Raw genomic sequence first — 23,953 nt, 5'->3', positions numbered from 1 at the left:
AAGAAGCTCAACGATCAATCGTCATCCTCTTCCACCGGCTGTCCCGCGCGCCAGCGGAGCACCGCGTCGAGGAAGCCCTGGATATCACCATCCATCACCGCATGGAAGTTCCCTTGCCCGTACTTCGTGCGGGCATCCTTCACTCGCTGATCGGGATGCAGGAAGTAGTTGCGAATCTGCGAGCCGAAGCCGGTCTTCGCCTGTTGCTGGTACTTCGCCGCTTCGGCCGCTTCGCGCTTCTCTTCTTCCATCCGCGCCATGCGGGCTCGCAACATCTTCCACGCGGTCGCGCGATTCTTGTGCTGCGAACGCTCGCTCTGGCACTGCACGACGATGCCGGTCGGGAAGTGAGTCAGGCGGATCGCGCTGGAAGTTTTGTTAACGTGCTGACCGCCGGCGCCGCTCGCGCGGAACGTATCTTCGCGGATGTCGTTCGGGTCGATCTCGATCTCGACCGCGTCGGAGATTTCCGGCGAAACGTCCACCGCGGCGAAGCTCGTCTGCCGCTTGCCTTCGCTGTTGAACGGGCTGATCCGCACGAGGCGGTGCATGCCCGTCTCGCCCCTGAGGTAGCCGTACGCCATCGGCCCGCGGATGGCGACCGAGGCATGATTGATGCCCGCCTCTTCGTTGTCGTGGCGATCGATTAGTTCGACAGTGTAGTCGTTCTTTTCGGCCCACATGAGGTACATGCGGAGCAGCATCTCGGCCCAATCGTTGGCGTCGGTGCCGCCGTCGCGGGCGTTGATCGTCAGGATGGCGCCAGCGGCGTCGTAGCGGCCGTTGAGGAGCGCCTTCAGCTTGAGATCTTCGAGCAGCGTCTCGATCCGCTCAACCTCGGGCGGCACCTCGGCGGCGAACGACTCGTCCTCCTCGGCCATTTCGATCATCGCGGCGAGGTCGTCGCTCGACTTGAGCGCCTCGTCGAGCGGCTTCACGATGCCGATGAGGCCCTTGCGTTCGGCGACCCGCTCCTGGGCCTTCTCCTGGTTGTCCCAGAAGTCGGGCGAGGCCATCTCGCCGTCGATCTCAACGATGCGTGAATGCTTCGTCGCACAGTCAAAGAGAGTCCCGCAGCTGGACAATCGTCTGGCGGATCGCTTCGGCGCGGTCGTACCACTGGCTGTCCAACATTGTTGCGAGACCTCGAGAGGGCTGTCGGCTCTCGGCTGTCAGCCGTCGGCCAGAGGGGAGAGTGTTGCGGGCCACCGCGTTTCTGGCCGATAGCCGAAAGCTGAGAGCCGACAGCCCACTATTCTACGGCACGTCGACGTAGGGCACGAGGGGGCCTAGACTTGGTGTATGGCACGCGTGGTTCTGGCAATGTCGGGAGGAGTCGATTCAAGCGTCGCGGCCCATCTGCTGCTGGAGCAGGGGCACGAGGTGATCGGCGTCTTCATGCGCCACGGGCAAGCCTCGCCGGTGGCGTGTGCGATCGATGAACCCACAGCGAGCCGGGTCGTCCCGACCCCGGCGCATTCTGCGAATTCAAAGAATCCAAGACAAAACTCCGGGGGCGAGACGCCCCGGCTCGCAGCGCTGCCGATCATCAATCGACTCGATCACAAGCAAGGCTGCTGCACCGCCTCCGACGCCGAGGACGCTCGCCGCGTCGCCGATCGCCTCGCGATTCCGTTCTATGCGCTGAACCTCGACGCCGAGTTCAGCCGCATCATCGACTACTTCGTCGACGAGTACGCCGCCGGTCGCACGCCGAACCCCTGCGTCCAGTGCAACAACTGGATCAAGTTCGGCAAGCTGTTCGACTACGCCGACAGCGTCAACGCCGAGTTCGTCGCCACGGGCCACTACGCCCGCATGGGTCGGAGCGCCGCCGGCGAGGCGACGCTCCTTCGCGGCATCGACGATTCGAAGGACCAGTCATACGTGCTGTTCGGCATCGAGCGCCGCCATCTCGATCGAATGCTGCTGCCGGTCGGCGAGTTCGCGAAGCCAGAGATCCGCCGCCTCGCCGGCACGATCGGCCTCAACGTCGCGACGAAGAAAGACAGTCAAGAAATCTGCTTCGTCACGCAGGGCCACTACCACGAGTTCATCAAAGACCGCCAGGCTCGTCGCGGCGTCGCCGACGCGGCAGAGCAGGGGGGGGAGTTCGTGCTCACCTCGGGCGAAGTCGTCGGCCAGCACGACGGCATCGAAGGGTTTACGGTCGGCCAGCGGAAGGGCCTCGGCATCGCGCTCGGCGAACCGAAATTCGTCGTGCGGATTGAACGCGAGACGCGGCGCGTCGTGCTCGGCGATCGAACTGAACTCGGCCGCAGCGAACTGACCGCGAAGGATTGCAACTGGCTCGTCGAGGCGGGCAGCGTGCCATCGCGAGGCTTGGTGCAGATTCGCTACAACGCCGCGCCGGCGTGGGGCGACATGGTGCTGCTCGATGATGGCCGACTGAGCGTCCGCTTCGACGAACCGCAATTCGGCGTCGCGCCGGGGCAAGCGGTCGTCTGCTACGACGGCGAGCGCGTGCTCGGCGGCGGGTGGATTGAGTGAGCAGAAGTGAACGGCAAGATCGCTCACACTGCTAGCCCTCGGCAAGCTTGCCGAGGGTTATTCCGCACGAACTCACAAGTTCATATACGGATTCGACTCCGCTTCTTTCTGCAGTTGTCGCTGGCTCTCTGCAAGCTTGTACCCCGCATGCCCCGCCACGGCGATGAGCGGCAACAAGCAGAGCACGCACCGCAGCGCGATCCGGCCGCGTTCGCTCGCCGGCTTGCGAGGCAGCCGCGTCGACGCGAAACCAATCGCGATCCACAGCCCAGCCGCATGCAGCGGCTCAACCTTCGAGATCAACGTAGCAAGCATCAACAGCGATCCGGAGAGAAGAACGATCGGGCCAGCGGCATACTCCGGCCCCGCGTTCGCGCGACAAGCGAGCGCGGCAAAGAAACAGCCGCCGACCGCGGCAGCGACAATGCCGATCACGTAGGCGTAGACAAACGACCCGCTCATCCCTGCCACGGCAGCCGCGCAGGAAAGAGCCACGGCGACGAGAAACCCGCGGGTGCGCGGCTGATCGCTTGGTTCGTTCGCTTCCCACAATCGCCAGACTAACAGCATTGCTGCGGCCACGGCGCCTAGGATCACGATCGCTTCGCCGACGCTCCACGCCTCGGTCATAAATCCGGTCGCACGGTCCGCAGCGCTCGGCAGATACTTGCTCCGCCACATCAACCACAGCGGCACGCCGGCCACGAGCGGCACGATCAAGAGCCAGCGCCAGCCGCGGCGTTCGCCGAGAAAGGAAGCAACGATGGCGGGTATGGCCGCCGCGATCGCCAGCATCCAGGTCCACTCATGCGCGTCGTGCGGCGAACCAAGTTTCTTCAGCGCCGCTGCGATGCCGATAGTCCCCGCTTCGAGCGCAACCGTCCCGCCAACGTAGCCGACGATCACGCCCACCGGCCAAGCCACCGACGCCCGGCGCGCGGCGACCCACGCCAGCGCAAACGCCGCCAATGCGGCGATCATCGGCACGATGCCGCCGAGCAAAAACTCTTTCAACCCGGGCATTTCGACCCAATCAATTCAAAGAAAGCCGTCGGCCAGATCTGGCGATCTGACCGACGACGTGCAAACACTCCATACAAGCCACCGGCTCTGCCGGTGGACGACGTGCTAGGCAGGCCGAGCTACAACTGCGTCCACCGGCAAAGCCGGTGGCTTTTATCTGTCTCGACGACCGCCTACTTGCGCGAGCCTTCGAGGCTGATCGTGACGGCCACTTCGTCGCCGATGTGCGGAACCATCTTCGTCATGCCCCATTCACTGCGATTGAGCTTTGTCTGGCAGTTGAAGCCAGTGTGAAAACCTTGGCCGGTCGGGCCAGGGCCTTCGCCGAGCTTTTGCAGGTTGAGCGTCACCGGCTTCGTGACGCCGTGCATCGTGAGGTCGCCGCTGACGACGTAGATCGTCGCATCGTCCTTCTTTTCGACGACGACCTTGTTGCTCTTGAAGCTGATGACCGGGAACTCGCCCGTGTTCAAGAAGTCGGGACCGCGCAGGTGGTCGTCGCGCTTCGCATCGTTGGTATCGATGCTGCCGGCGTCGATGGCGAGGGTGAACGATGCGGCGTCCGGCTTCGCGGGATCGAGCGTGAACGCGCCGCTCACCTTGTTGAAGCGGCCGTAGGTGAAGCTGTAGCCGAGATGGCTAATGCCGAAGATGACCGAGGTGTGCGAGGGATCGACGGTGTACTCGTCGGCATGGAGGGGGCTTTGGAGGGAACCAATTGCCAACACAAGGGCGAGGGCAAGCTTGGCGGTGCGGGACATTAAAAACTCTCCTACTGGTTCAGCGTGATAGGCTGCCGCGGGGGCAGACGCCGTCATTCTAGGCGCCTGCCGAGGAATGGAAACTTCCGCACTGGCACTAAAAGCTTCCGAAACTCCAAATCTCAAGAACCGGAGCCATCGGCAAGTCCATGCCGTGTGAGGGCTTAAGAGAATTGCGAATGAACCGGCAAGTGTTCTCACCGCTCGGCGAATCGCCTATGATGGCGGCGAGGTTTCACACTTCCACAGTCCAGTAACGCGATGCAGTCGACTATGACTTTTGCACCTTTCACGCTTGCGGACCTCGATCCTACGCAAATGGGGCTGATCGGCGCCATCATCCTCGGCGTCATCATGCTGCTGGTGTTCATGGCGGTCATCCTGAACTTCGGCGGCCTGTGGCTCCGCGCGTACACCTCGAACGCGCGGGTCAGCTTCTTCGAATTGATCGGCATGAAGCTGCGGCAAGTGAATGCGAGCACGATCGTCGATGCCAAGATCATGGCGATGCAAGCCGGCGTCGGCACCGATCCTGAAACGGGCATCACCACCAAGCGTCTTGAAGCCCACTACCTCGCCGGCGGCGACGTGCCGCGGGTCATCAACGCGATCATCGCCGCCCAGCGGGCCGACATCGATCTCGACTTCGACCGTGCCGCGGCGATCGACCTCGCCGGCCGCGACGTCCTCGACGCGGTACGGACGAGCGTCTACCCAAAGGTGATCGACTGCCCCGATCCCGCCAAGTCGCCGCGCACGACGCTCAGCGCCGTCGCTCGCAACGGCGTCGAGCTGAAGATTCGCGCCCGCGTCACCGTGCGGACGAACCTCGCCCAGCTGATCGGCGGAGCGACGGAAGACACGATCATCGCCCGCGTCGGCGAAGGCATCATTACGTCGATCGGCTCGGCGGCGACGCACCTGGAAGTGATGGAAAACCCCGACCGCATCTCGAAGGCTGTGCTGCAACGCGGCCTCGATGCTCACACGGCGTTCGAGATCGTGTCGATCGATATTGCCGACATCGACGTCGGCGAGAACATCGGCGCTCGGCTGCAAGCCGATCAGGCCGAGGCCGACACCCGCATGGCACAGGCGTTCGCCGAACAACGGCGGGCCAACGCAATTGCCCTAGAGCAGGAAATGAAGGCCCAAGTCGCGGCCAATCGCGCCGGCGTGCTGCTCGCCCAAGCCGAAGTCCCGCTGGCGATGTCCGACGCTTTCCGCCAAGGCAATCTGGAGCGAAGCGGGGCGAATGGCTCGCACTAACGCCGCGCCGCGGTCGTTCGCATCGCGCTACTCGCCGTTGGCGCGCAGCGCGTAGTCGAAGAGAATCTTCTCGATGCTCATCGGTTCGTCTGGCGTCCGTGGAATCTCTTTCACGAGCTTCCACTTCCCGCCTTCATAGACCATTGGGAACTCCGCAGTTTCGATCTGCTGCGTGTCCGACATCGTGAACGGCTTCACGGCGCCTTCCGGCAGTTCTTCATTGGCCGCCTTCGCAGCTTCTTCGATCTTTCTTTTCGCCGCGGCGTTCAGCGCCACAGGAGCGAGGGCGCGCTTCGTCTCGATAAAGATGGTCGCTTCTCGCGGCTCCGAACCATCTTCGGGCTGATTCAGCTTCGAATACGCGCGACGTTCAGAGATAACGCCGGAGCCGCCAGCCGCTTCGGCCGACTCAATCGCATCGTCAAACCGCTGCATGATGCGCGCGAGCTTCCCCTCGGAGGTATTGCTGGGGGGCAACACGGGGACAGAAGGAAGCTTCTGGGCGGGACGTTCGCAACCGACGAACGGCAGCGTCACGGCCAGCAAGAGCGCCAAACCTTTGGCACGCCGACTCCAACGAGCGATTACCGAGCCCACGCGATAACTAGCCGAATCCATCGCTTCAGTTCCTAATCACGCGGGCCTGATCGACACGCGCACCTCACTGGAACTCCAGGTGGGCATCGATCTCTTCGCTCGAACGTCGTGCTAGTCGAATCGACCCGGCGGAGTCGCCGACTTCAATCTCTTAGCGACCGCCGAAAGGATCGTCTTCAGCAGGAGCTTCCTCCGTCTTGGCTTCGTCGGCCGGCTTCGCTTCGGTCGCGTCAGCCGAATCCTCAGCGGGGGCATCGTCAGCAGCTGGCTCGTCCGTCGCCGCGTCGGCGAAGGGATCATCGCTCGCCGCGTCGGCGGCAGGAGCATCGCTCTCAGCGGCTGGCTTTTCGCCTTCGGCGGGAGCGGCGTCGGCGGCCGGTTCAGTGGCAAACGGATCGGACTCGTCGGCAGGAGCGGCGCTGTCGCCGAATGGATCGGACTCGGCAGCATCGGCGGCCGGAGCTTCTTCAGCAGGTGCCGCGTCAGCCGGAGCGGCTGGCTCCGACGCTGGGACGCCAAAAGGATCCGACTCGTCAGCGGGGGCGGTGGAACCGAAAGGATCGTCCGCTGCAGCCTCGGCCGGGGCCGATTCCGCGGGAGCCGACTCAGCGGGAACTGCATCTGCAGCAGCGGCCGGTTCCGTCACGGGTTCGCCGAACAGATCGGTCTCGGCGGCCGGAGCGGCAGGCTCGGCTTCGGTCTCGGTTTCGGCGGCCGCGGGAGCTTCCGTCGCAGCCGAATCACCAAAGGGATCGTCTTCCGTCGCCGGAGCGGCTTCGGCAGGCGCCGCTTCCGGGGGCGCGGTCTCTCCCGCAGCAGGCGTTTCCGTGGGCGTTTCGCCGAAGATGTCGGCCTCCGCGGCAGGCGCGGCGGCGGCAGGTTCAGCGGCTTCGGTCGCCGGCGGTTCCGTCGCGGCGGGGGCTTCGTCGGCAGGCACGCCGAGCGCCGGATCTGCAGCGAACGGGTCTTCTTGCTTTTGGACGTCGCCATCTTCGGCGGCCTCTTCTTGGAAGAGTTCGCCGGTCGCTTCAGCGGCTCCAGCTTCCGTGGCCATGTCGGCGTCGACCGGCTCGGCAGCTTGGCCGGCGGGAACTAGTTCTGCGCTCGGTTCGGTGCTGAAGGGATCTGCCTCAGCCGCCGTCTCGGCCTTCGCTTCCGCGGCGGCTTCGGTGTCAGCAGTCGCCTCGGCGGCAGGATCGTCGAAAAGGCCGTCGGCTACTTCCGAAGAGGTGACAGCGGGAACCTCGACGGCTGCCTTTTCAGCAGCGGCTTCAGCGGGCGCCTCGGCGCCAAACGGATCGGCTTCCTCGGCAGGCGCCACAGCAGCCTCCGCAGGAACGGTTGCCGGGGCTTCGAGCGCTGGCTCACTGGCCGGTTCGCCGCCGAACAAGTCTTCGGATGGGTCGGCGGCAGCCTCGGTGGCTGGGGCGGCGGGTTCGCTGGCGGGCATCGCTGGTTCGGTCGCCGATTCCGCGAACGGATCGGGCGTCGTCGCGGGGACGGCTGCCTCGGCCGGAACGGCAGGCGTTGCCGAGACCGCCGGAGTTTCGGCGGGCGTGCTGAACGGATCGGCCTCAGCCGGCGCCGCTGCGGGGGCCGCCGGTTCAACGGCTAGCGTCGGCTGCGGAGTCGGAGGCGTCACGGCAGGCGTGGCGACCGGCGGCGGCGAGATTGCCGGCGCGGCGGCCGTGGCGGCTGGCGTCGCTGGAGGCGCGGAGAGCTTGCTCAGATCGGCTGGAGTTTCGGTACGCAGCACTTGCTGCTCGCGGCTCTGCAACTGCTCGTAGCGAGTTTGCGTGAGGGCGTGATTTTGCTGGGCTTGATTGATGCGAGCGCTGCGACGGTACTTTTCGACAAGCTGGCGATTCGAGCCCTGAATGCGGCTGAGCGCCTGGCCAATCGTGTGAGTCGCCCCCGGATCGCGAGCTTCATAGGCGGCGCCCGTCGCGAGGTCTTGCTTCGCGTCGTCCTCACGCCCGGTCCGCAGGCGCGAGAGAGCCCGATAGTAGTAGACCCGCGGGTCGGTTGAACCAGCGTCGATGACTTGCGAGAACTGATCGTCCGCCAGCCACACTTGCCCGCCAAAGTAATTATGGACGCCCCGACCGTAGATTTCGGTCAGCTCCGGCGAATCCTGGGCAACTGCGGTCCCGCCTGACAGCAAGGCGACCAACAGGGCGCCGGCCGGCGCGGGAATGAAACGACGAAACGGGCTGGCAAGGCGACGCAACATGCTTGGAACTCCGCCCCGCAGGGCTGACGGATGGAACCGGAAAGGTGCGGCAAAGCGGCAGAAATCCTCACTGCCTCGACTGCCAAACGTTCGACGTAGATGACCGGAGTGAGCGTCCCAGCATGGCTCCAAGTTCGCATCTTAACGACGGCGATGCGGCCAAACAACGATTCGGGTGCAAACAGGGGGCCATTTACGGCAAGCGGCGGCTGTTCTGCCGTCAGAACCGGCAAAACAGCCGCCGCGTTAGGCTGCCAAGCGGGTTGAAACTGCCCTACTGCACCTGGGCGGTGGCGCCAGCTTCAGCCCCTTGCTCGATCTGCTTGGTGAACGCCTCCAGGTCGGCCTTTTCGAGGTCAGAGACCGCGTCGGGACCAATTCCTCGCGTCTTGGCCTCCTTCCAGGCCGCGGCGGCGCCGTCGGCGTCGCCGGCGCCCAGCAGGGCGGCAGCCAGGTGGTAATACTTGCTGGCCGTGGCGTTCATCTTCACGGCGAGCTTCATATCTTCCACGGCGGGGCCGTATTGCTGCTGCTTGAGGTGCACCAGGGCGCGCGTATCGAGGACATCGGAGAGCGGACCGATCAGGTCGATCGCTTGGTTCGCCGAGTTGAGCGCCAGTTCAAGGTCAGCCGGAACATCACTCTTCTGGGCGAGAATAAACGCCAAGTTGTTGAGCGCCGTGGCGCGCACCAGCGCGGGAACGTCGTCTCTCGCAAGCAGTTTCTTGTAGGCGGCGATGCTTTCGTCGAACTTCTCTTGAACTTCAAGCATTTCCGCTTCGAGTATCAAACGCTTCGCGGCTTCGGGATCGTCGCGAAGACCGGCGCGAACGATTCGCTCGACCGCGGCGTCGAGTTTCTCAGGCGATTCGCTCCGCCGCTTCCGCAGCACCTCGACGGCAATACGCATCGCGTCGTCCATATTTTGCGACGACTGCGCAAGAATGCTCGCCATGCCTTCGTCGAGCTTTCCGTAGAGAGCCGTCAGTCGCGCCATCTCCAAACCAGCGTCGGAAGCGCGGCGGGCGTACTCTTGGAAGAGCTTGAGAGCGTACTCATGGTCGCCCACGCCATCGGCGGTTCTCGCGAGATTGGCGACGTACTTCACCTGCTCTTCGGTCAGCCGGGTGAGATCCGGCGTCATCCCCGTCAGCATCCGACGAACTTCGTCTTTATCGCCTTTCTCAGATGCCAAGCGCAAACGCAGCTCGTTGACCCCCGCGGCGGTTCCAGGCAGGCCTTCGAGGCGAGTGATGCGGAGCGCGGCTTCGTCGAATTTCTTCTGCCCGATCAACATCGAGGCGAAGGCGGTTTGCAATCGCGGATCATTCGGGAACTTGCCGATCGAATCGAGCATCTGCTTTTGGGCGGCATCCCACTCGCCCAACTCGTACAGCAGATGTCCGAGTTGCAGCTCGCGCTCAGGGGTCAATCCGCCGCGCATCTGCTTCACCCGCCGCAGCGTGTCGATAGCCCGCTGCCGCGAAACCGGATCGGCGCGCATCGAGAGCAGATCGACGAGCTGGTCGAGATCTTCCGGCGTCGCGTCTTTCCCTTCCACGGCTGCCGCGAGCAACTGCTCCGCCTTCGCCGAGTCTTTCAGTTCGCCCGTCGTCGCGAGCAATTGAGCCGCCTGACGACGCGCCCATGGCCCGTTCGGATCGTTGGCTTCGAGCTTCCCGTCGTAGGAGGCTTTCAGCAGTTTATTGATCTGAACGGCTGCCTTCCCGCGGTTTGCGGGATTCGCGCTCATCCACTGCAGGTAGAAGTCAGCCATACGGCGCGCGACGTGCGGCTCGTCCTCACGACCAGCGTAGGTCGTGAGATAAATATCTTCCGCTTCCTGCCAACGGGATTGGAGTTCGTAGTAACGTCCCGTCAGCAGTGGAAGATATTCGTCGTCGAGCGCGAGGAAGGCTTCGCGAAGAGTCTTTTCAACATTGTCGTACTGCTTTAGCTCACGGTAGAGACCTACCAAGCGCGTCCACGCATCTGGATCCTCTGGGTTGATCTCGATCGCTTTCTTCATCGCCTTTTCGGCGGCCTCCGGCTTATCCGCCCGCACGGCGACCCCTGCAAACCAGGACTGCACGGCGGCGTCTTCCGGCTTCGAATCAACCACCTTCTGCGCCTCGGCGAACGCCAACTCGTTTTCGCCAGTGTTCGCGAGGATATCGGCCGCCGCCGTCCCCAACACGCCCGACCAAGCCGAGGTCGGCAGGCGATCCATACGCTGCCGCGCCTCTAGAACGCGGCCGCGCTCGGCCAGCAAGCGAATCTGTAGTGCTAGGGCATTGAGATTCGTGCCGCCGAGTTCGAACGCCTTCTCGAAGTCTTTCAATGCTTGATCAGGATTGTTGTCGAGCATCAGCGCCAACTGCCCCTTCACGACGTACAAATCGGCCCAGGTGGGTCGCTGCTTAATCGCCGCATCGAGCATGCGGCGAGCTTCGGCAACGTCTTCTTTCGAAGCGGTCCCGGCTTCGAGTCCCGAGATGCGGCGTTTGACTTCAGAAAGGACGTACACCGGATCGGTTTTGCTCTTCACGATCTTAAGAATCTTCTCTTGAGCAGCCTGCATGCCGGGATCGTCGCGTTGCTTGAGGGCGAGATCGAACAGGGCGTTGCGCGTCGGCAAGTTGTTCGGCGACAGGGCGACGGCTTGTTCGAGGCAACGGCGCGCCTCGGCGATATCGCCCAGCTGTTCGAACCGGGCGGCCACGGCCGACCAGACGAGTGCCTTCTGAGCATCCTCGAAGTCGTCCATCCCCTGCGTGGCAGCATTCAACTGAGCCGCTAGCTGCGGATCGCGAATTGCAGCCAGGAGTTCGACGCGCAGCGTGCGGAAGGCAGCTGAGTCTTTCCCCTTTTTGACGATGCTGTCGAGCAGTTCGAGCGCTTTCGCCGGGCCGCTGCCCGGTTCTTGCGCCAATAAGCGAATGGCTTGGATTTGAACCGTGGGGTCCTTCGGATCGATGGCGTACGCCTGCTTGATCGCATCGCGAGCTTGCGTGAATAGAGCCTTTTGCTCGGCCAGATTCTTCTCCTCGACGGCCCGCATTGCCAACATCTGGCCGCGGAGCAGAGCCTTACGCGACGGCGCCCACGTCGTGGCCACCACTCGCTGCGACGCTTGTTCGTCGATGTAGTCCTCGATCTTTGACGTCAATGAATTCCAGTCCTGCTCTGCCTTCGGCTTGGCAAGCATCTCCTTGATCTCGCGATCGAGCTCAAGCATGCCCTCCTCGGGCTGATCGATGTTCATCATCGCCAGAATCTGATCGCGTCCCGCCTTGGCCTGCGGCAACTCCGGGTTAATGTCGAGAGCCGCCTTGTAGGCCTCGAGCGCCAGGTCGAACTGCCCCAGTTGCGTGTGGCAGAACCCCTGGATCGCCGCGGCAAGCGCCTGCAATTCGGAGAAACCGAGGAGCCGCGGGCGCACGTCTTGCAGTTGCTTGGCGGCGTCGGCCCACTTCTCGTCGACGGCGGCCAGGCGGGCTTCGTGGAAATCGGCCACGGCGTTGACGCGAGCGTCGTTGAGCGTGCGCAACGCGGCAATTTCTTTCTTGACTGCGGCAAAGTCTTTACGGGTAATCAAGATCTCCATCTTGATGTTCGCCAAACCGAGCGCGGCGGGAATACCGAGGCGGCTGTAGTTCGATTTCAAAGGAAAAGCGGCGATCCCTTTGTCGACGATCTTCAGCGCGTCATCCGGCTTTTCGCGAAACGTTTCGATACGCGCTGCACGTTCGAAGAAGTCGATGCGATCAGGATACTTTTCGATCCCTTGCGCGTAAAACTTCGCCGCGTCGTCTAAGTGCTTCTTCGCGTCCGCACGCTGTTTCTCCGCTTCGTCGCCCTTGGCGTCGGCGAACGCTTGCTGGAAATCCGCGATGGCTTCGGCGCCCTTTGCATTCAACACTGCCGCATCGTCCGGCTTGAGGGCGAACGCCTTATCGAGCGCGGCGCGGGCCTCGTCATTCTTTCCCGTTGACTTGTAGAAGCTGTACTGCGTCACGAACGCTTCGGCCGACTCGGGGTTGGCCGTCACCATTTGTTCGATGACGCGCGCGGCGAGTTCCGGTTTCTGGTCGTTCAAATAGGCCGCCAGCATCAAATAGGTCCGCGGATCGTGCGGCGCCTTCGCCTTTGCGACGTCAAACTTATCTTCTTGCGGGTCGTAACCAACGAGTTCGTTGGCGATGCGCGCCCCTTCGCTCGCCTTTTGCGTCTGGAACAAGCCCTGCACCTTCAGCGTCAACAACTCGGGATCGTCGCTATTGTTTAGCAGCAATTCGTTGATGTTGCCGAGCGCAAGATCAAACGACCCGAACATCGTTTGCAAGTCGATTAGTTTGCGGCGCAGCTTGGCGCTGCCGGCTCGCACCTCGTCCGACTTTGAAACGGACGTTTGCCGGACAATTTCTCCTAACCGCCCGTAGCCTTTGCTGCGCACTTCCATGTCGAGCCCCTCGGTCTCGACTGCCTTCGCCGCCAGTTCGCCGAAACGGAGCAAGGCATCGTCGTCATTCGTCCGCAATTGGACGTACTGCTGCAAACTTTCGAATGCCGCGCCGATGTCGCCGGAAGCCTCCGCAGCGTCCGCCTTGGCCAAGAGCCGATCGGCATTTCTATTGATCTGATATCGCCACAGGAAATGGACGCCAATAGTCCCGACGATGCCGACGACGACCAGAACGATGAGGAGAACGTAATTGACGCGATAGCGTTGCATGGCGTATTCGCTGCGTAAGTTGGCGAAGGAATCTCTGTGCGGCGGAAGCTGGCGAGTTCGACGCAACGGCGCTTTTCAGTCGCGACGCCAATCGCCGAACCCCATTCACCGAAGTCGTTGGGAACCGCGCCTTGGAAGGTCCGCAAAGCGCCGCTGATGAGAGCGAGAAAAGACGCTGGTCGAACGGTTCCTCAACGTGGCCTTAGGGCCTGTCAGGACAGGAGTTAAGTTCATCGTATCCCCGGGGGGGGACGTGTCAACGATGCCGCGGACGGCACATTCGGCACAGTCGCTTCGCCCCCTCCTAGGACCCCCAATCTGACGCTGCGGCGGCCCTGGAATGGGTACGAACTGACCCGCCACGCCGTTCGGCGGGAGCCGTGAATTGACCAGTTTGACCCTCCCCAGGAGGGCGCCGATACTTGGAATGTCCCCCGCGGCGTTGGCCATGCCTTGTAAATCGGGCCCAGCGATAGCGTTCACGAATCCTTCATAACCTTCTCACGCCGTCCGGCCGCTCGAGGCGGCCCGCTATGCCTTCATCCGTTCCTTCGGTCGAGACCGTCTTCACCGCTCGGCAGATCACGAAGGTGTATCACATGGGCGAAGTCGACGTGCACGCCCTCCGTGGCGTCGATTTGGAACTCTTCGCCGGCGAATTCGTCGTCCTGCTCGGCCCCTCTGGTTCAGGCAAGAGCACGCTGCTCAACATCCTCGGCGGGCTCGACGTCCCCAGCAGCGGGGAGGTTTTCTACCGCGATCGCCAGCTCACAGAGTTCGACGACGCCGCGCTGACGCGGTACCGCCGCGACCATGTCGGGTTCGTCTTCCAGTTCTACAACCTGATCCCCAGCCTCACGGCCCGCGAGAACGTCAGCCTGATCACCGAGATCGCCCGCAACCCGATGAGCCCCGTCGAGGCGCTCGAATTGGTCGATCTTGGCAAGCGGCTCGACCACTTCCCGGCGCAGATGTCCGGCGGCGAGCAACAGCGAGTCGCAATCGCTCGCGCCGTCGCCAAACGCCCCGACGTGCTGCTATGCGACGAACCGACCGGCGCCCTCGACGTCCGCACCGGCGTGCTGGTGCTGGAGGCGATCCAAAAAATCAACGCAGAATTGAAAACGACCACCGCGGTGATCACGCACAACGCGGTCATCGCGGAGATGGCAGACCGCGTGATCCACCTTTCCGGCGGCGAGATTACGGGCGTTGAAATGAACTCTCGCAAACGACCAGCTGCGGAGCTGAACTGGTAATGCTCATCGCTCCGCTAGATCGCAAGATGTTTCGCGACCTGTGGCATATGCGCGGGCTGGCAGCGGCGATCTCGGTGGTGATGGGTTGCGGCATCGCGCTCTTCATCCTGTCGCGGAGCATGCTCCATTCGCTCGAGCTGACGCAACAGACCTACTACGACCGCTACAACTTCGCCGACGTCTTCGCGTCGATCAAACGGGCGCCCGACGAGATCATCCATCGCATCGAGCGCATCCCCGGCGTCGCGACCGCTGAACGGCGGATCGTCGTCCCGGTCAACCTGTCGGTGCCGGGACTCGACGAACCAGCCTCAGGCCGGCTCATCTCCGTGCCAGACGTGGGCCGCCCGCGGCTCAATCAGCTTTTCCTCCGCCGCGGCCGTTGGCTGACTCCCCGCAGCGACGACGAAGCGCTCGCCAGCGAGGCGTTCGTCGACGCGAACCACATGGAAGTCGGCGACCGCTTCTCCGCCGTCATCAATGGCCGGATGAAGGAACTGAAGATCGTCGGCGTCGTCCTCTCGCCCGAGTACATCTACGAAATCAAACCGGGCGGCATCGTGCCGGATAATCGCCACTTCGGCGTCTTCTGGATGAACGAAGAGGCGCTGCAACTCGCCTACGACATGGACGGCGCGTTCAACGACCTTGCCATCAAACTGATGCGCGGCGCCAACTCCGAAGACGTTATCCAACGGGTCGACAATCTGATCGAACCGTACGGCGGCCTGGGAGCGTTCGATCGTCGCGATCAGCTCTCACACCAGTTCGTCGACAACGAGATTGAGCAAAACCGCAACATGGGACTCTTCGCCCCGTCGATCTTTCTGGGCGTTTCGGCGTTTTTGATCAACGTCGTCATGTCGCGCACGATCAACAGCCAGCGGGAGCAGATCGCGGCGCTCAAGGCGTTTGGCTACTCGAACTTTGAGGTCGGTTGGCATTACATCAAGTCGGTGCTGCTCATTGCGGCGTTTGCCCTTGCGATCGGCATCCCGACCGGGGCTTGGTTCGGCTGGCTGGTGACTGGGATGTACGCGCGGCTGTTCCACTTTCCGGTGTTTCTGTTCCGCATCTATCCCTCGGTGCTGGTCGCCGCGGCGCTGGTTGCTGCGTCGGCGGCGGTTGTGGGCGCCTTGGGCTCGGTGCTGCGCGCCGTCCGGCTGCCTCCTGCCGAGGCGATGCGTCCGGAGCCTCCCGCCGGCTTCGGGCCGACGATCCTCGAACGCCTCGGCATCGGCCGCTACGTGCCGCCGATCGCGCTGATGGTCGTCCGCCAGCTGGAACGTCACCCCGTCAAAACGGGCCTCTCGACGCTCGCGATCTCGCTCGCCGTCACTGTGCTGGTGATCGGCAACTTCTTTCAAGACTCCATCGACTACATGATGAACGCCCAATTCCATTGGGTGCAGCGGTTCGACGTCTCAATCGCAACTTCGGATCCGGTCAGCGATCGGGCGCTCTACGAGCTCGCCAGCATGCCGGGGGTAATGCACTGCGAACCGACGCGCACCGTTTCCGCTCGTCTGCGCGCCGGCCCGCGCAACCGCCGCGTCGGCGTTCGCGGCATCGAACCAGACAGCACGCTCTACGGTCTGGTGAACATGGACGGCCATGAAGCGACGCTGCCGCCGCACGGCCTGCTCGTGTCGCAGAAACTGGCCGAGGTGCTCGACGTGAAGGTCGGCGATTGGGTGGAGCTCGAAGTCCTCACCGACAAACGTCCCCACCGGCGGGTGATGATCGCGGCGACGATCAAAGACTTCGTGGGGCTGAGCGCCTACATCGATCTCGCGGAACTGCGGCAGATCATGTTGGAAGGACCGGTGATCAACGGCGTGAATATGGAAGTCGACCCCGCCTACCAGGACGCCCTGTACCGCGACTTGAAGGAAACTCCCGCCGTCGCCACCGTGATGGTCAAGCAGCATTCGATCGACAGCTTCAACGATACCATTGCCAAGAACCTCGGCGTGATGAAGCGGATCAACCTCATTTTCGCCTGCATCATTGCGGCGGGAGTCGTCTACAACAGTGCCCGCATCTCGCTGGCCGAGCGGAGCCGCGAGCTCGCGACGCTGCGGGTCATCGGCTTCACGCGGCAAGAGATCTCGTCGATTCTGCTCGGCGAACTGGCGATCGTCACGCTGCTGGCAATCCCCGTCGGGCTCGGACTCGGCACGTTCTTCGCGTGGTGGATGTGCACCGCGTTCGACCAGGAGCTGTTCCGTTTCCCGATGGTGGTGAGCAACCGAACGTACGCCTGGGCGTCGCTCGTAGTGATCGCCGCCTCGGCGCTCTCGGGCTTGCTGGTGCGGCGAAACCTTGACCACCTCGATCTGGTCGCAGTCCTGAAATCTCGCGAGTAGGCAAGCTAAGCTGTAGTCATGAAATCTTTGGTTCGCCGTATCCTGCTGATTGGGTTCGTCGCCGCGGTTGCCGCGGCGATTATCCTTGGCCTGCGCCCGGCGCCGGTGGAGGCGGATTTGGCCAAGGTCGTCCGCGGCGAGATTCGCGAAACGGTCGACCAAGACGGCAAGACGCGACTACGAGAACGCTACACCGTCTCGGCGCCGCTGGCCGGGCGATTGCTGCGGATTGAACTCGATCCAGGCGATCAGGTCGCTGCCGGCGAAACGCTTGTCGCCAGCATCGAACCGCGAGATCCCGAGTTGCTCGACGCCCGAGCGCTGCTGCAGGCCGAGGCGAACGTCAAAGCAGCCGAGGCGAAGCTCGCCCGCGCGACGCCCCTTCTCGACGAAGCGACGGCCAATCTGGAGTTCGCCGAGGCCGACATGCGGCGGGCGCGAGCGGCCCAGCGCGAAAGCGTCGGCGCGATCACGCAGAACGAGCTGGAAAACAAAGAGATGTTCCGCCGCACCCGCGCGGCGCTGGTCCGTTCCGCGCAGCATTCGCAGGAGATTGCTCAGTTTGAACTCGATCAGGCTCGCGCCGCGCTGCTGCGCTCGCGCCCGCCCGAGAAACCCGCGAAGCCCGCGGCTGGCGAGGAGCAGGGAAGAGCCCCCTATCCCCAGCAAGATCCGCAGTGGCACTTCAACATCCTCTCGCCGATCAACGGTCGCGTCCTGCGGGTGTTCAAAGAGAGCGAAGCCGTCGTCGCGGCCGGCGAGCCGTTGCTTGAGATCGGCGATCCTCACGACCTCGAAATTGAAATCGACGTTCTCTCTCGCGATGCGGTGAAAGTTCGCCCCGGCGCCACGGTGATGCTCGAAGAGTGGGGCGGCGATCGGCCGCTCCATGGCGAAGTACGGCTCGTTGAACCCTCCGGCTTCACGAAGATCTCCACGCTCGGCGTCGAGGAACAGCGCGTCAACGTGATCGTCGACCTGATCGATCCCCCGCAACAGCGCGACGACCTGGGCGACGGCTTCCGCGTCGAAGCCCGGATCGTGATCGCCGAGGCGGACGATGTGCTGAAAATCCCCTCGAGCGCCCTGTTTCGCGTCGGCGACGACTGGGCGACCTTCCGCGTCGAGAACGGAGTCGCCCGCCAGCAAACGGTAAAGCTCGGCCTGGAAAACGGGCTGGAGGCCGAGATCCGCGACGGATTGGCCGAGGGGGACGTCGTCGTGATGCACCCCGGCGATAACGTCGTCGACGGCCAGGCCGTGAAGCCGCGGTAGTCGTTGACATCCGCCCTCAAACCCTGAAGATGGCACGCATGGCCGGTACAACTCAGCCGCTGGTCGGCGTCATTATGGGGAGCAAAAGTGACTGGGAAACGATGCGCGCTGCGGCCGACGTGCTTGCCGAGTTCGGCGTGCCGCACGAAAGTGAAATCGTGTCGGCCCACCGCACCCCGCAGCGGATGGCTGACTACGCGGCCGAAGCCGAGGGACGCGGCCTCGAGGTAATCATCGCTGGCGCCGGCGGGGCGGCCCATCTGCCCGGCATGGTGGCCTCGCAAACGGTGCTGCCGGTGCTCGGCGTACCGGTGCAAAGCAAGGCGCTCAACGGCATGGACTCGCTGCTGTCGATCGTGCAAATGCCCGGCGGCATTCCGGTGGGGACGCTCGCCATCGGAGCGGCCGGGGCTCGCAACGCGGGCTTGCTCGCCGTTCGCATTCTCGCGGGCAGCCGACCTGAACTGCGGAAGAAGCTGCACGAGTTCCACCAGCGGCAGACCGCAGACGTTCGCAGCCAAACGTTGGACTAAGGATATTGCCATGGCGGCTTCTGCTGCGACGAATCCCGCCGCCGCTCCGATTCTTCCTGGCGCCACGCTGGGCGTGCTCGGCAGCGGGCAACTCGGCAAGATGTTCGCCATGGCCGCCGCACGGCTCGGCTATCGAGTCCACGTCTACGCCCCCGAGCACGACGCCCCCGCGGCCGACGTCGCCTACCGGCAGACGGTCGGTTCGTTCGATGATGAGGCGGCAGTGGCCGAGTTCGCCCAGTCAGTCGACGTGGTGACGCTGGAGTTCGAGAACATCTCGGCGGCGGCGATCGAAACGGCGGCCAAGTTTGCTCCCGTCCGGCCGGGCGGGCGCGTCCTCCACACCACGCAAGAACGGCTCCGCGAGAAAGGCTTCCTCCGCGCGGCGGGCATTCCTTGCACGCCGTTTGCCGAGGCGACCACGAAGGAACAACTCGCCGCGGCCTTGGCTGAACTCGGCCTCCCCGCCGTGCTGAAGACTGCCGCTTGGGGCTACGACGGCAAGGGCCAGGCACTCGTCCGCAGCGCGTCCGAAGCCGAAGCGGCCCACGCCGCGCTCAACGGCGCCGCGGCGATCCTCGAAGGCTGGGTCGATTTCGAGTGCGAAGTCTCGATGCTCGCCGCTCGCTCAGCCAACGGCGAGGAAACGTTCTTCGGGCCGATCGCCAACGATCACGCTCACCATATTCTCGACGTATCGGTCTACCCGCAACCGCGGGTGGCGCGGCTGTTCGAGGACGCCCGCAAGATCGCTCAGGCGGTGGTGCGGGAGCTCGACGTCGTGGGCCTGCTGTGCGTCGAGTTCTTCTTGACGCGCGACGGCCGGCTGCTGGTGAACGAGATCGCCCCGCGGCCGCACAACTCGGGGCACCTCACGATCGACGCCTGCAATTGTTCGCAGTTCGAGCAGCAGGTGCGGGCCGTATGCGGACTGCCGTTAGGGTCGTTCGAGACGATCGTTCCGGCCGCGGCGATGGCGAACCTGCTGGGAGACGTGTGGGCGAACGGCGAGCCGCGGTGGGAAAAGGTGCTGGCCGATCCGCAGCTGCGGCTTCATCTGTACGGCAAGACCGAGGCTCGGCCGGGGCGGAAGATGGGGCACCTCACGGCCATCGCCGGGTCCGCGGAGGAAGCGGTGGCGCTAGTCCGCGAGGGGCGCGAGGCGCTAATGGGCCGGTAATTGTGTGGCATGCTCTCGGTGGTACTCCGCCGTGAGCATGTCTAGCGGCGAGCCCGATTGCAATTCAGCATGCTTACGCCTTGAAGGGCGAAAGCATGCCACCTAGTTTGTGCGTAGAATGTAGCTATGGTTCGCCGACCATTTTTACTGCTGTCGCTCGTCTTTCTACTCGCTGCCATGGTGCAGGCTGGGGTGGGGGCGTTCTCTTCGCAGCCAACGGCGGGTGATGCCAGGGCGAAGGTCTGCAGTGCCTGCGGGCCGCTTGGCGACTTCTGCAAGCTGAAGTAGCCGCGGCTCAACGAGCCGCCGGAGCGAGTACCGAATCGCGCCGCTTCTACCCGAATCTCATCGGAGTGGCGCGCACTGCCTTCTCTCTTCGCTTGTTTTTCTTCTCGCGTTTCTTTGTGCGTCTTCGTGGCCGTTGTGTCTTCGTGGTGAGTTTTTCTATCACCGCTCCGGCGGGTCGTTGACCCGCGGCTACTCAGCGAGGCGGAGTTCGGCCCAGCAGCTGGGGTCTTCTTCGTAGGGGAACTCGGGGCCGGTTGAGAAGGTTTGTTGGCCGCGCTCGCGGTCGAGCAGGGCGTAGGTGAAGCCGAGCCGCGGCTGCTGCGACGGGTCGTAACCGCCGAGGGCGTCGGCGGGGGCGAAGGCCCACAGGGTATAGCCGCTGCCGCTCGTCTTGGCGCGAGCGGTCAGTTCGCGGGCGCGAGCGGGTCGAGCGTTTTCGCGGGCGCGATTGATGAGTATTTGCTCCGCAATCGGCTGGTCGCCGGCCGAACCGCCGCCGCGGGCGAGGTAAATGAACCGGTGCGAGAACCGGCCCGCCCGATGGACGTTGAGCGTCGCGCGAGTGTCGATCCAAACCTGCAAGCCATCGCTATCTTCAAGGCGCGAATCGCGGCACCAGGGAAGCTGCGTCTTCCCCTCGACCGTCACCTGCCAAGCGAGCCCCTTCGGACTCCACGCCATCCTCACCTCGGCGAACGCGGGCCGGCCGTCGAGTTCGCCGAGCGCTGGCAGCGTGTAGCTCTCGTCGAGCGTGAACCCCTTCGGCGATTCGATCCCGTCGGCCCGCTTGATGTCGGCCGAGAAGCGAAAGAACTGCCGCGGCGGCAGGAGGGAGGCGTCGATGGTTTCGGCTTCGGACATGGCGAGCAGTGCGAAAGGGTGAAGGAAAGTAGCCGCGGGGCAACGCCCCCGCCGGAGCGGCGTAGAACGGACTAACCACGAAGACACTAAGGGCAAAAAGAAACACAAAGACAAAAACTCTAACAAAGCGACCAGAGGGATCGCGGCCCGCAGCTTTCCCCTTGCATTAATTTGTGCGTCTTCGTGCTCTTCGTGTCTCTGTGGTTAGCGATTCGAGGTTCGCTCCGGCGGCCCGCGTACTCGCGGCAGCAACTCGTTGAGCCGCGGCTACTGGTTGTTGCGTCATGCTACTCGCTGGCGCTGCGGCGGGACACCGGCGGGGCGTCGTGTCGCGTTGCCTGGAAGTCGCAATGCGATTTTAGGCGACACCAAGGAATCTCCGTAACAGGCTATATTGCAATGGGTTACGGAGAATCGTCGTTCGCTTCATGTCGCATTTCGCCATTTGATGTCGCCTCCTCTTCGCGACATGGCGGCGTGTACTCGGATCGGCTGAGCGACGGCACGCGTTCCGCCGGCGCGCAGCACTCCCACAAAATGAACGTACGTTCACCTTCGCAGACTGGGTGGCCGAAAGCAAGCCGATAGTTTGGCGAATGCCGTAGCGCGAATCAGAAGTCGGCATCGGCGAGCGGCGGGTTCATAAATCGCTGGTCGTTGGGGAGCGTTTTCTCGAACGGCTGATCGGGAGCATCGGCGGGGGCGGCCCGGGCGCCGTTGGGGGTCATTAGCTGCTGGTAGACGGTGTAGTCGATATTCTCGTCGATCTCCTTCACGCCACCGCCGCAAAAGGCGACGTTGAACGTGCTGCCGTGGTTGCTCGACGGGCGGGCGAAGCGGGCGCCGCTGGCGGCGTAGGGTTGTTCGCGTTCGCCTTCTGCGCGCGTGTCGCGATTGAACCGCTCCATTAGGTCAGCCCGCGGCGAGCGGGGGTTCTGCGGATCGACGACCCACACCATGCCGTACCACTGCTCGGGATTCGCGGCGCCCGGGGCAGGGCGGAGCCAGGTGTTGCCGGGCTGCTCGGCCGAGCCGGGGGGATCGCGGTGGATGTTTTCGGAGAGAAGGATCGTGTAATTGGAGCCGTCCTTAACGTCGTGCTGACCAACCTTCGGCCCGAACCGGCCGGGCCGTTGATCGTGGCAGACGCCGTTCGCACGGAGGTCGCTGGGCTGCGTCTCGCTGGCGTCGGCGAGGTCGGGCATGCCGCTGTTAGCAACATAACTGAGAGCGCCCGCATCTAAATCGATTTGCGGGTCGGCCGGACAGACGAAAACGTCGATCCGCGGCGGAGCGTTGACGTCGAAACTATGGTCGCCGCTGAGAAATTGCTCGTGAAGCGTCGCTTCGTCCAGCGACGGTAGAAGCGTTGCTGGCCAAGCAACCATGAGTTCGCGAGTGGAAGTCGTCGGATCTTCATCTGTGGCCAATGCATCGGCTGGGAGCCGTTGCGAGGAGAGGTAGCCGCCAAATGCGCCTTGGGACCGACGCGTGGCCACGGATACGTTGCTCATCGCGAGCTGGCGCAGGTTGTTCCTGCAAGCGTCGGTGCGTGACCTAATCCGACCTGTCGTAGCTGGAAAAAGGAGTGCCGCGAGCAGGAAGAAAACAAACCCGACGACCGCAAGCTCGGTCAGAGTAAACCACGGGCGGCGTTCATCCGACATCGACAACCTCCCTCAGCCGATCGAACTCGAAGAGGATCGAAACGAAGCAGTTGAAAGCAACAAAAAAAAAGCCGGCTCGAATCGCATGAATTCGAGCCGGCTTGAGTTGTCAAATCAACGATTTGCAGTCGCTTAGTACTCCGATTCCTTCAGCTGCGCCGTGGGATCGGCGTTGAAGTACGCCGCGGGCATCGTGTTCGAGTTGTTGGGATTCGTCGTCCAAACGGACTTCGAACCGTTCGGCGTCATTAACTGCTGGTAGACGCGATAGTCGATGTTCTGGTCAATTTCTTTGATATTACCGCCGCAGAACGCGACGTTGAACGACCCGCCATGAGCGCCATTCGGGCGAGCGTAAGCGTATCCCGCTTTGGTCGCTCCGGTGATTGGCACGCCAGAGGCTAGTTCCCTGCCGGGCAATGCTTGGTCGGTAGGAGGTTGCGGATAATTCTGCTGAACAACCCAGACCATTCCGTAGGGCTGTTCGCCAACCGAACGATCATTATCGAAGAGCGCATTCGACCGCAACCACGAAACATTAAACGAAGTCGCCGGCGCGCCGGTTTCGTCCTTATTGATGTTTTCCGAGAGCATCAGCGTGCGATCCGAGCCGTCTTTGATGTCGGCCGTTCCTTCCCGGATCTTCGGCCCTTTGTAACCATTCAGATGGTTGTGAAAAATACCGTTACCCTTCGCATCGCTCGCACCGAGCGGACCTGTCGGATTGACGTCGACGCCGCCCGTATTCGCGACGTACGACAACCCTGGAAATTCGTTGTTGGTATGGGTGTCCGCAGGGCAGAGGAAGACCTCCATCATCGGGATGTCATCAGGAGTTCCATTTCTAAACTGGGTCGCATTGGCAACATTCAAAGTCCCTTGTTGCAATGACTCCCATGTCGCTTGAGCGTCGAGTTGCGGCAATAATCTCGCGGCCCAGCTGATTTCAATATCTTTCGTGGTGTCAGAAGGAGTCGCAAAGGGGTCTTGATAGTAGTCGACGTTCCCAAGCACTTTCGTCGTCTGCATCCAACCCGGATACGAACCATCGGATTTAGTGGTGAAGCCTTTTACCGCGACCGCTAACTGGCGAATGTTGTTACCGCACGCCGTCATGGCGGCGCGAGCCCGCGCCGCTTGAATGGCGGGCAACAACAACCCAACGAGCGTGCCGATGATCGCGATGACGACCAACAGCTCAACGAGCGTGAAGCCGCGGCGGGACGATGTGGACATGACGCTTCTCTCCTCTGTGTACAGCAGTGTTCCCCTGCACGATTGCCCTGGCTGCGGCGCGGCGGTGGCGCGAGGGTCCGTTGGGGCCGGTAGATAAGCCAGAATCCGGCCCGGCGGGCGCGATCGCCGTGGCCGAGTAATTATCGCCGAAAGCCG

Annotated in this window: 17 protein-coding genes; 8 read left to right on the top strand and 9 right to left on the bottom strand. The window is 63.2% G+C overall.

What is annotated here, in order from left to right:
- Positions 1-14: 14 nt before the first annotated feature.
- Positions 15-1,131 (bottom strand): peptide chain release factor 2 gene (gene prfB / locus ACQY7R_RS21500; RefSeq protein ID WP_428308913.1). Its coding sequence is split into 2 segments (ribosomal slippage): positions 15-1,061 and positions 1,063-1,131, totalling 1,116 coding nucleotides; the frame shifts between segments, so codons are not numbered across the junction.
- 171 nt (positions 1,132-1,302) lie between these two features.
- On the opposite strand from prfB, the gene mnmA reads away from it, so the two are divergent.
- Positions 1,303-2,511, top strand: coding sequence for a tRNA 2-thiouridine(34) synthase MnmA (mnmA, locus tag ACQY7R_RS21495; RefSeq protein ID WP_428307605.1), 1,209 nt, complete (start codon positions 1,303-1,305; stop codon positions 2,509-2,511).
- Between the two features lie 72 nt (positions 2,512-2,583).
- Here the strand turns inward: mnmA and ACQY7R_RS21490 are convergent, their stop codons facing one another.
- Positions 2,584-3,534, bottom strand: a complete 951-nt coding sequence (locus ACQY7R_RS21490; protein ID WP_428307604.1) for a hypothetical protein — start codon at positions 3,532-3,534, stop codon at positions 2,584-2,586.
- A gap of 173 nt (positions 3,535-3,707) precedes the next feature.
- Positions 3,708-4,295: a YceI family protein gene (locus ACQY7R_RS21485; RefSeq protein ID WP_428307603.1), complete on the bottom strand. Its 588-nt coding sequence runs from the start codon at positions 4,293-4,295 to the stop codon at positions 3,708-3,710.
- A gap of 318 nt (positions 4,296-4,613) precedes the next feature.
- Between ACQY7R_RS21485 and floA the strand changes: the two genes are divergently transcribed.
- Complete coding sequence (gene floA / locus ACQY7R_RS21480) at positions 4,614-5,564, top strand: flotillin-like protein FloA (protein WP_428308912.1); 951 nt, start codon at positions 4,614-4,616, stop codon at positions 5,562-5,564.
- Between the two features lie 27 nt (positions 5,565-5,591).
- Here floA and ACQY7R_RS21475 read toward each other — a convergent pair whose 3' ends face one another.
- The 3 genes from ACQY7R_RS21475 to ACQY7R_RS21465 all read right to left on the bottom strand — a co-directional run bounded on the left by ACQY7R_RS21475 (position 5,592) and on the right by ACQY7R_RS21465 (position 13,129).
- Entirely contained in the window at positions 5,592-6,182 is a 591-nt protein-coding gene (locus ACQY7R_RS21475) for a hypothetical protein (RefSeq protein WP_428307602.1), read from the bottom strand.
- 130 nt (positions 6,183-6,312) lie between these two features.
- A complete protein-coding gene (locus ACQY7R_RS21470; RefSeq protein ID WP_428307601.1) occupies positions 6,313-8,394 on the bottom strand; it encodes a hypothetical protein in 2,082 nt (693 codons plus the stop codon).
- 274 nt (positions 8,395-8,668) lie between these two features.
- Complete coding sequence (locus ACQY7R_RS21465) at positions 8,669-13,129, bottom strand: tetratricopeptide repeat protein (RefSeq protein WP_428307600.1); 4,461 nt, start codon at positions 13,127-13,129, stop codon at positions 8,669-8,671.
- A gap of 533 nt (positions 13,130-13,662) precedes the next feature.
- Here ACQY7R_RS21465 and ACQY7R_RS21460 point away from each other — a divergent pair.
- The 6 genes from ACQY7R_RS21460 to ACQY7R_RS21435 all read left to right on the top strand — a co-directional run bounded on the left by ACQY7R_RS21460 (position 13,663) and on the right by ACQY7R_RS21435 (position 20,033).
- A complete protein-coding gene (locus tag ACQY7R_RS21460) occupies positions 13,663-14,388 on the top strand; it encodes an ABC transporter ATP-binding protein (protein WP_428307599.1) in 726 nt (241 codons plus the stop codon).
- Complete coding sequence (locus ACQY7R_RS21455; RefSeq protein WP_428307598.1) at positions 14,388-16,757, top strand: ABC transporter permease; 2,370 nt, start codon at positions 14,388-14,390, stop codon at positions 16,755-16,757. Before ACQY7R_RS21460 ends, ACQY7R_RS21455 begins: the two co-directional genes overlap by 1 nt.
- 18 nt (positions 16,758-16,775) lie before the next feature.
- A complete protein-coding gene (locus ACQY7R_RS21450) occupies positions 16,776-18,032 on the top strand; it encodes an efflux RND transporter periplasmic adaptor subunit (RefSeq protein WP_428307597.1) in 1,257 nt (418 codons plus the stop codon).
- 38 nt (positions 18,033-18,070) lie between these two features.
- Complete coding sequence (gene purE / locus ACQY7R_RS21445; RefSeq protein ID WP_428307596.1) at positions 18,071-18,565, top strand: 5-(carboxyamino)imidazole ribonucleotide mutase; 495 nt, start codon at positions 18,071-18,073, stop codon at positions 18,563-18,565.
- Between the two features lie 10 nt (positions 18,566-18,575).
- Entirely contained in the window at positions 18,576-19,745 is a 1,170-nt protein-coding gene (locus ACQY7R_RS21440) for a 5-(carboxyamino)imidazole ribonucleotide synthase (protein WP_428307595.1), read from the top strand.
- 126 nt (positions 19,746-19,871) lie between these two features.
- Positions 19,872-20,033: a hypothetical protein gene (locus ACQY7R_RS21435; protein WP_428307594.1), complete on the top strand. Its 162-nt coding sequence runs from the start codon at positions 19,872-19,874 to the stop codon at positions 20,031-20,033.
- Between the two features lie 189 nt (positions 20,034-20,222).
- Here ACQY7R_RS21435 and ACQY7R_RS21430 read toward each other — a convergent pair whose 3' ends face one another.
- The 3 genes from ACQY7R_RS21430 to ACQY7R_RS21420 all read right to left on the bottom strand — a co-directional run bounded on the left by ACQY7R_RS21430 (position 20,223) and on the right by ACQY7R_RS21420 (position 23,797).
- Positions 20,223-20,894, bottom strand: a complete 672-nt coding sequence (locus ACQY7R_RS21430; protein WP_428307593.1) for a hypothetical protein — start codon at positions 20,892-20,894, stop codon at positions 20,223-20,225.
- A gap of 611 nt (positions 20,895-21,505) precedes the next feature.
- Positions 21,506-22,561 carry a DUF1559 domain-containing protein gene (locus ACQY7R_RS21425; RefSeq protein WP_428307592.1) on the bottom strand — a complete coding sequence of 352 codons (1,056 nt, stop codon included), beginning with the start codon at positions 22,559-22,561 and terminating at the stop codon, positions 21,506-21,508.
- 132 nt (positions 22,562-22,693) lie between these two features.
- Positions 22,694-23,797, bottom strand: coding sequence for a DUF1559 domain-containing protein (locus ACQY7R_RS21420; protein WP_428307591.1), 1,104 nt, complete (start codon positions 23,795-23,797; stop codon positions 22,694-22,696).
- Between the last annotated feature and the right edge of the window lie 156 nt (positions 23,798-23,953).

The sequence above is a fragment of the Lacipirellula sp. genome, assembly GCF_965279485.1.
In the GTDB taxonomy this organism is placed as follows: Bacteria; Planctomycetota; Planctomycetia; order Pirellulales; family Lacipirellulaceae; genus Lacipirellula.
Note: the sequence above shows the minus strand (reverse complement) of the source record. Positions and strands in the feature narration are given on the sequence as shown.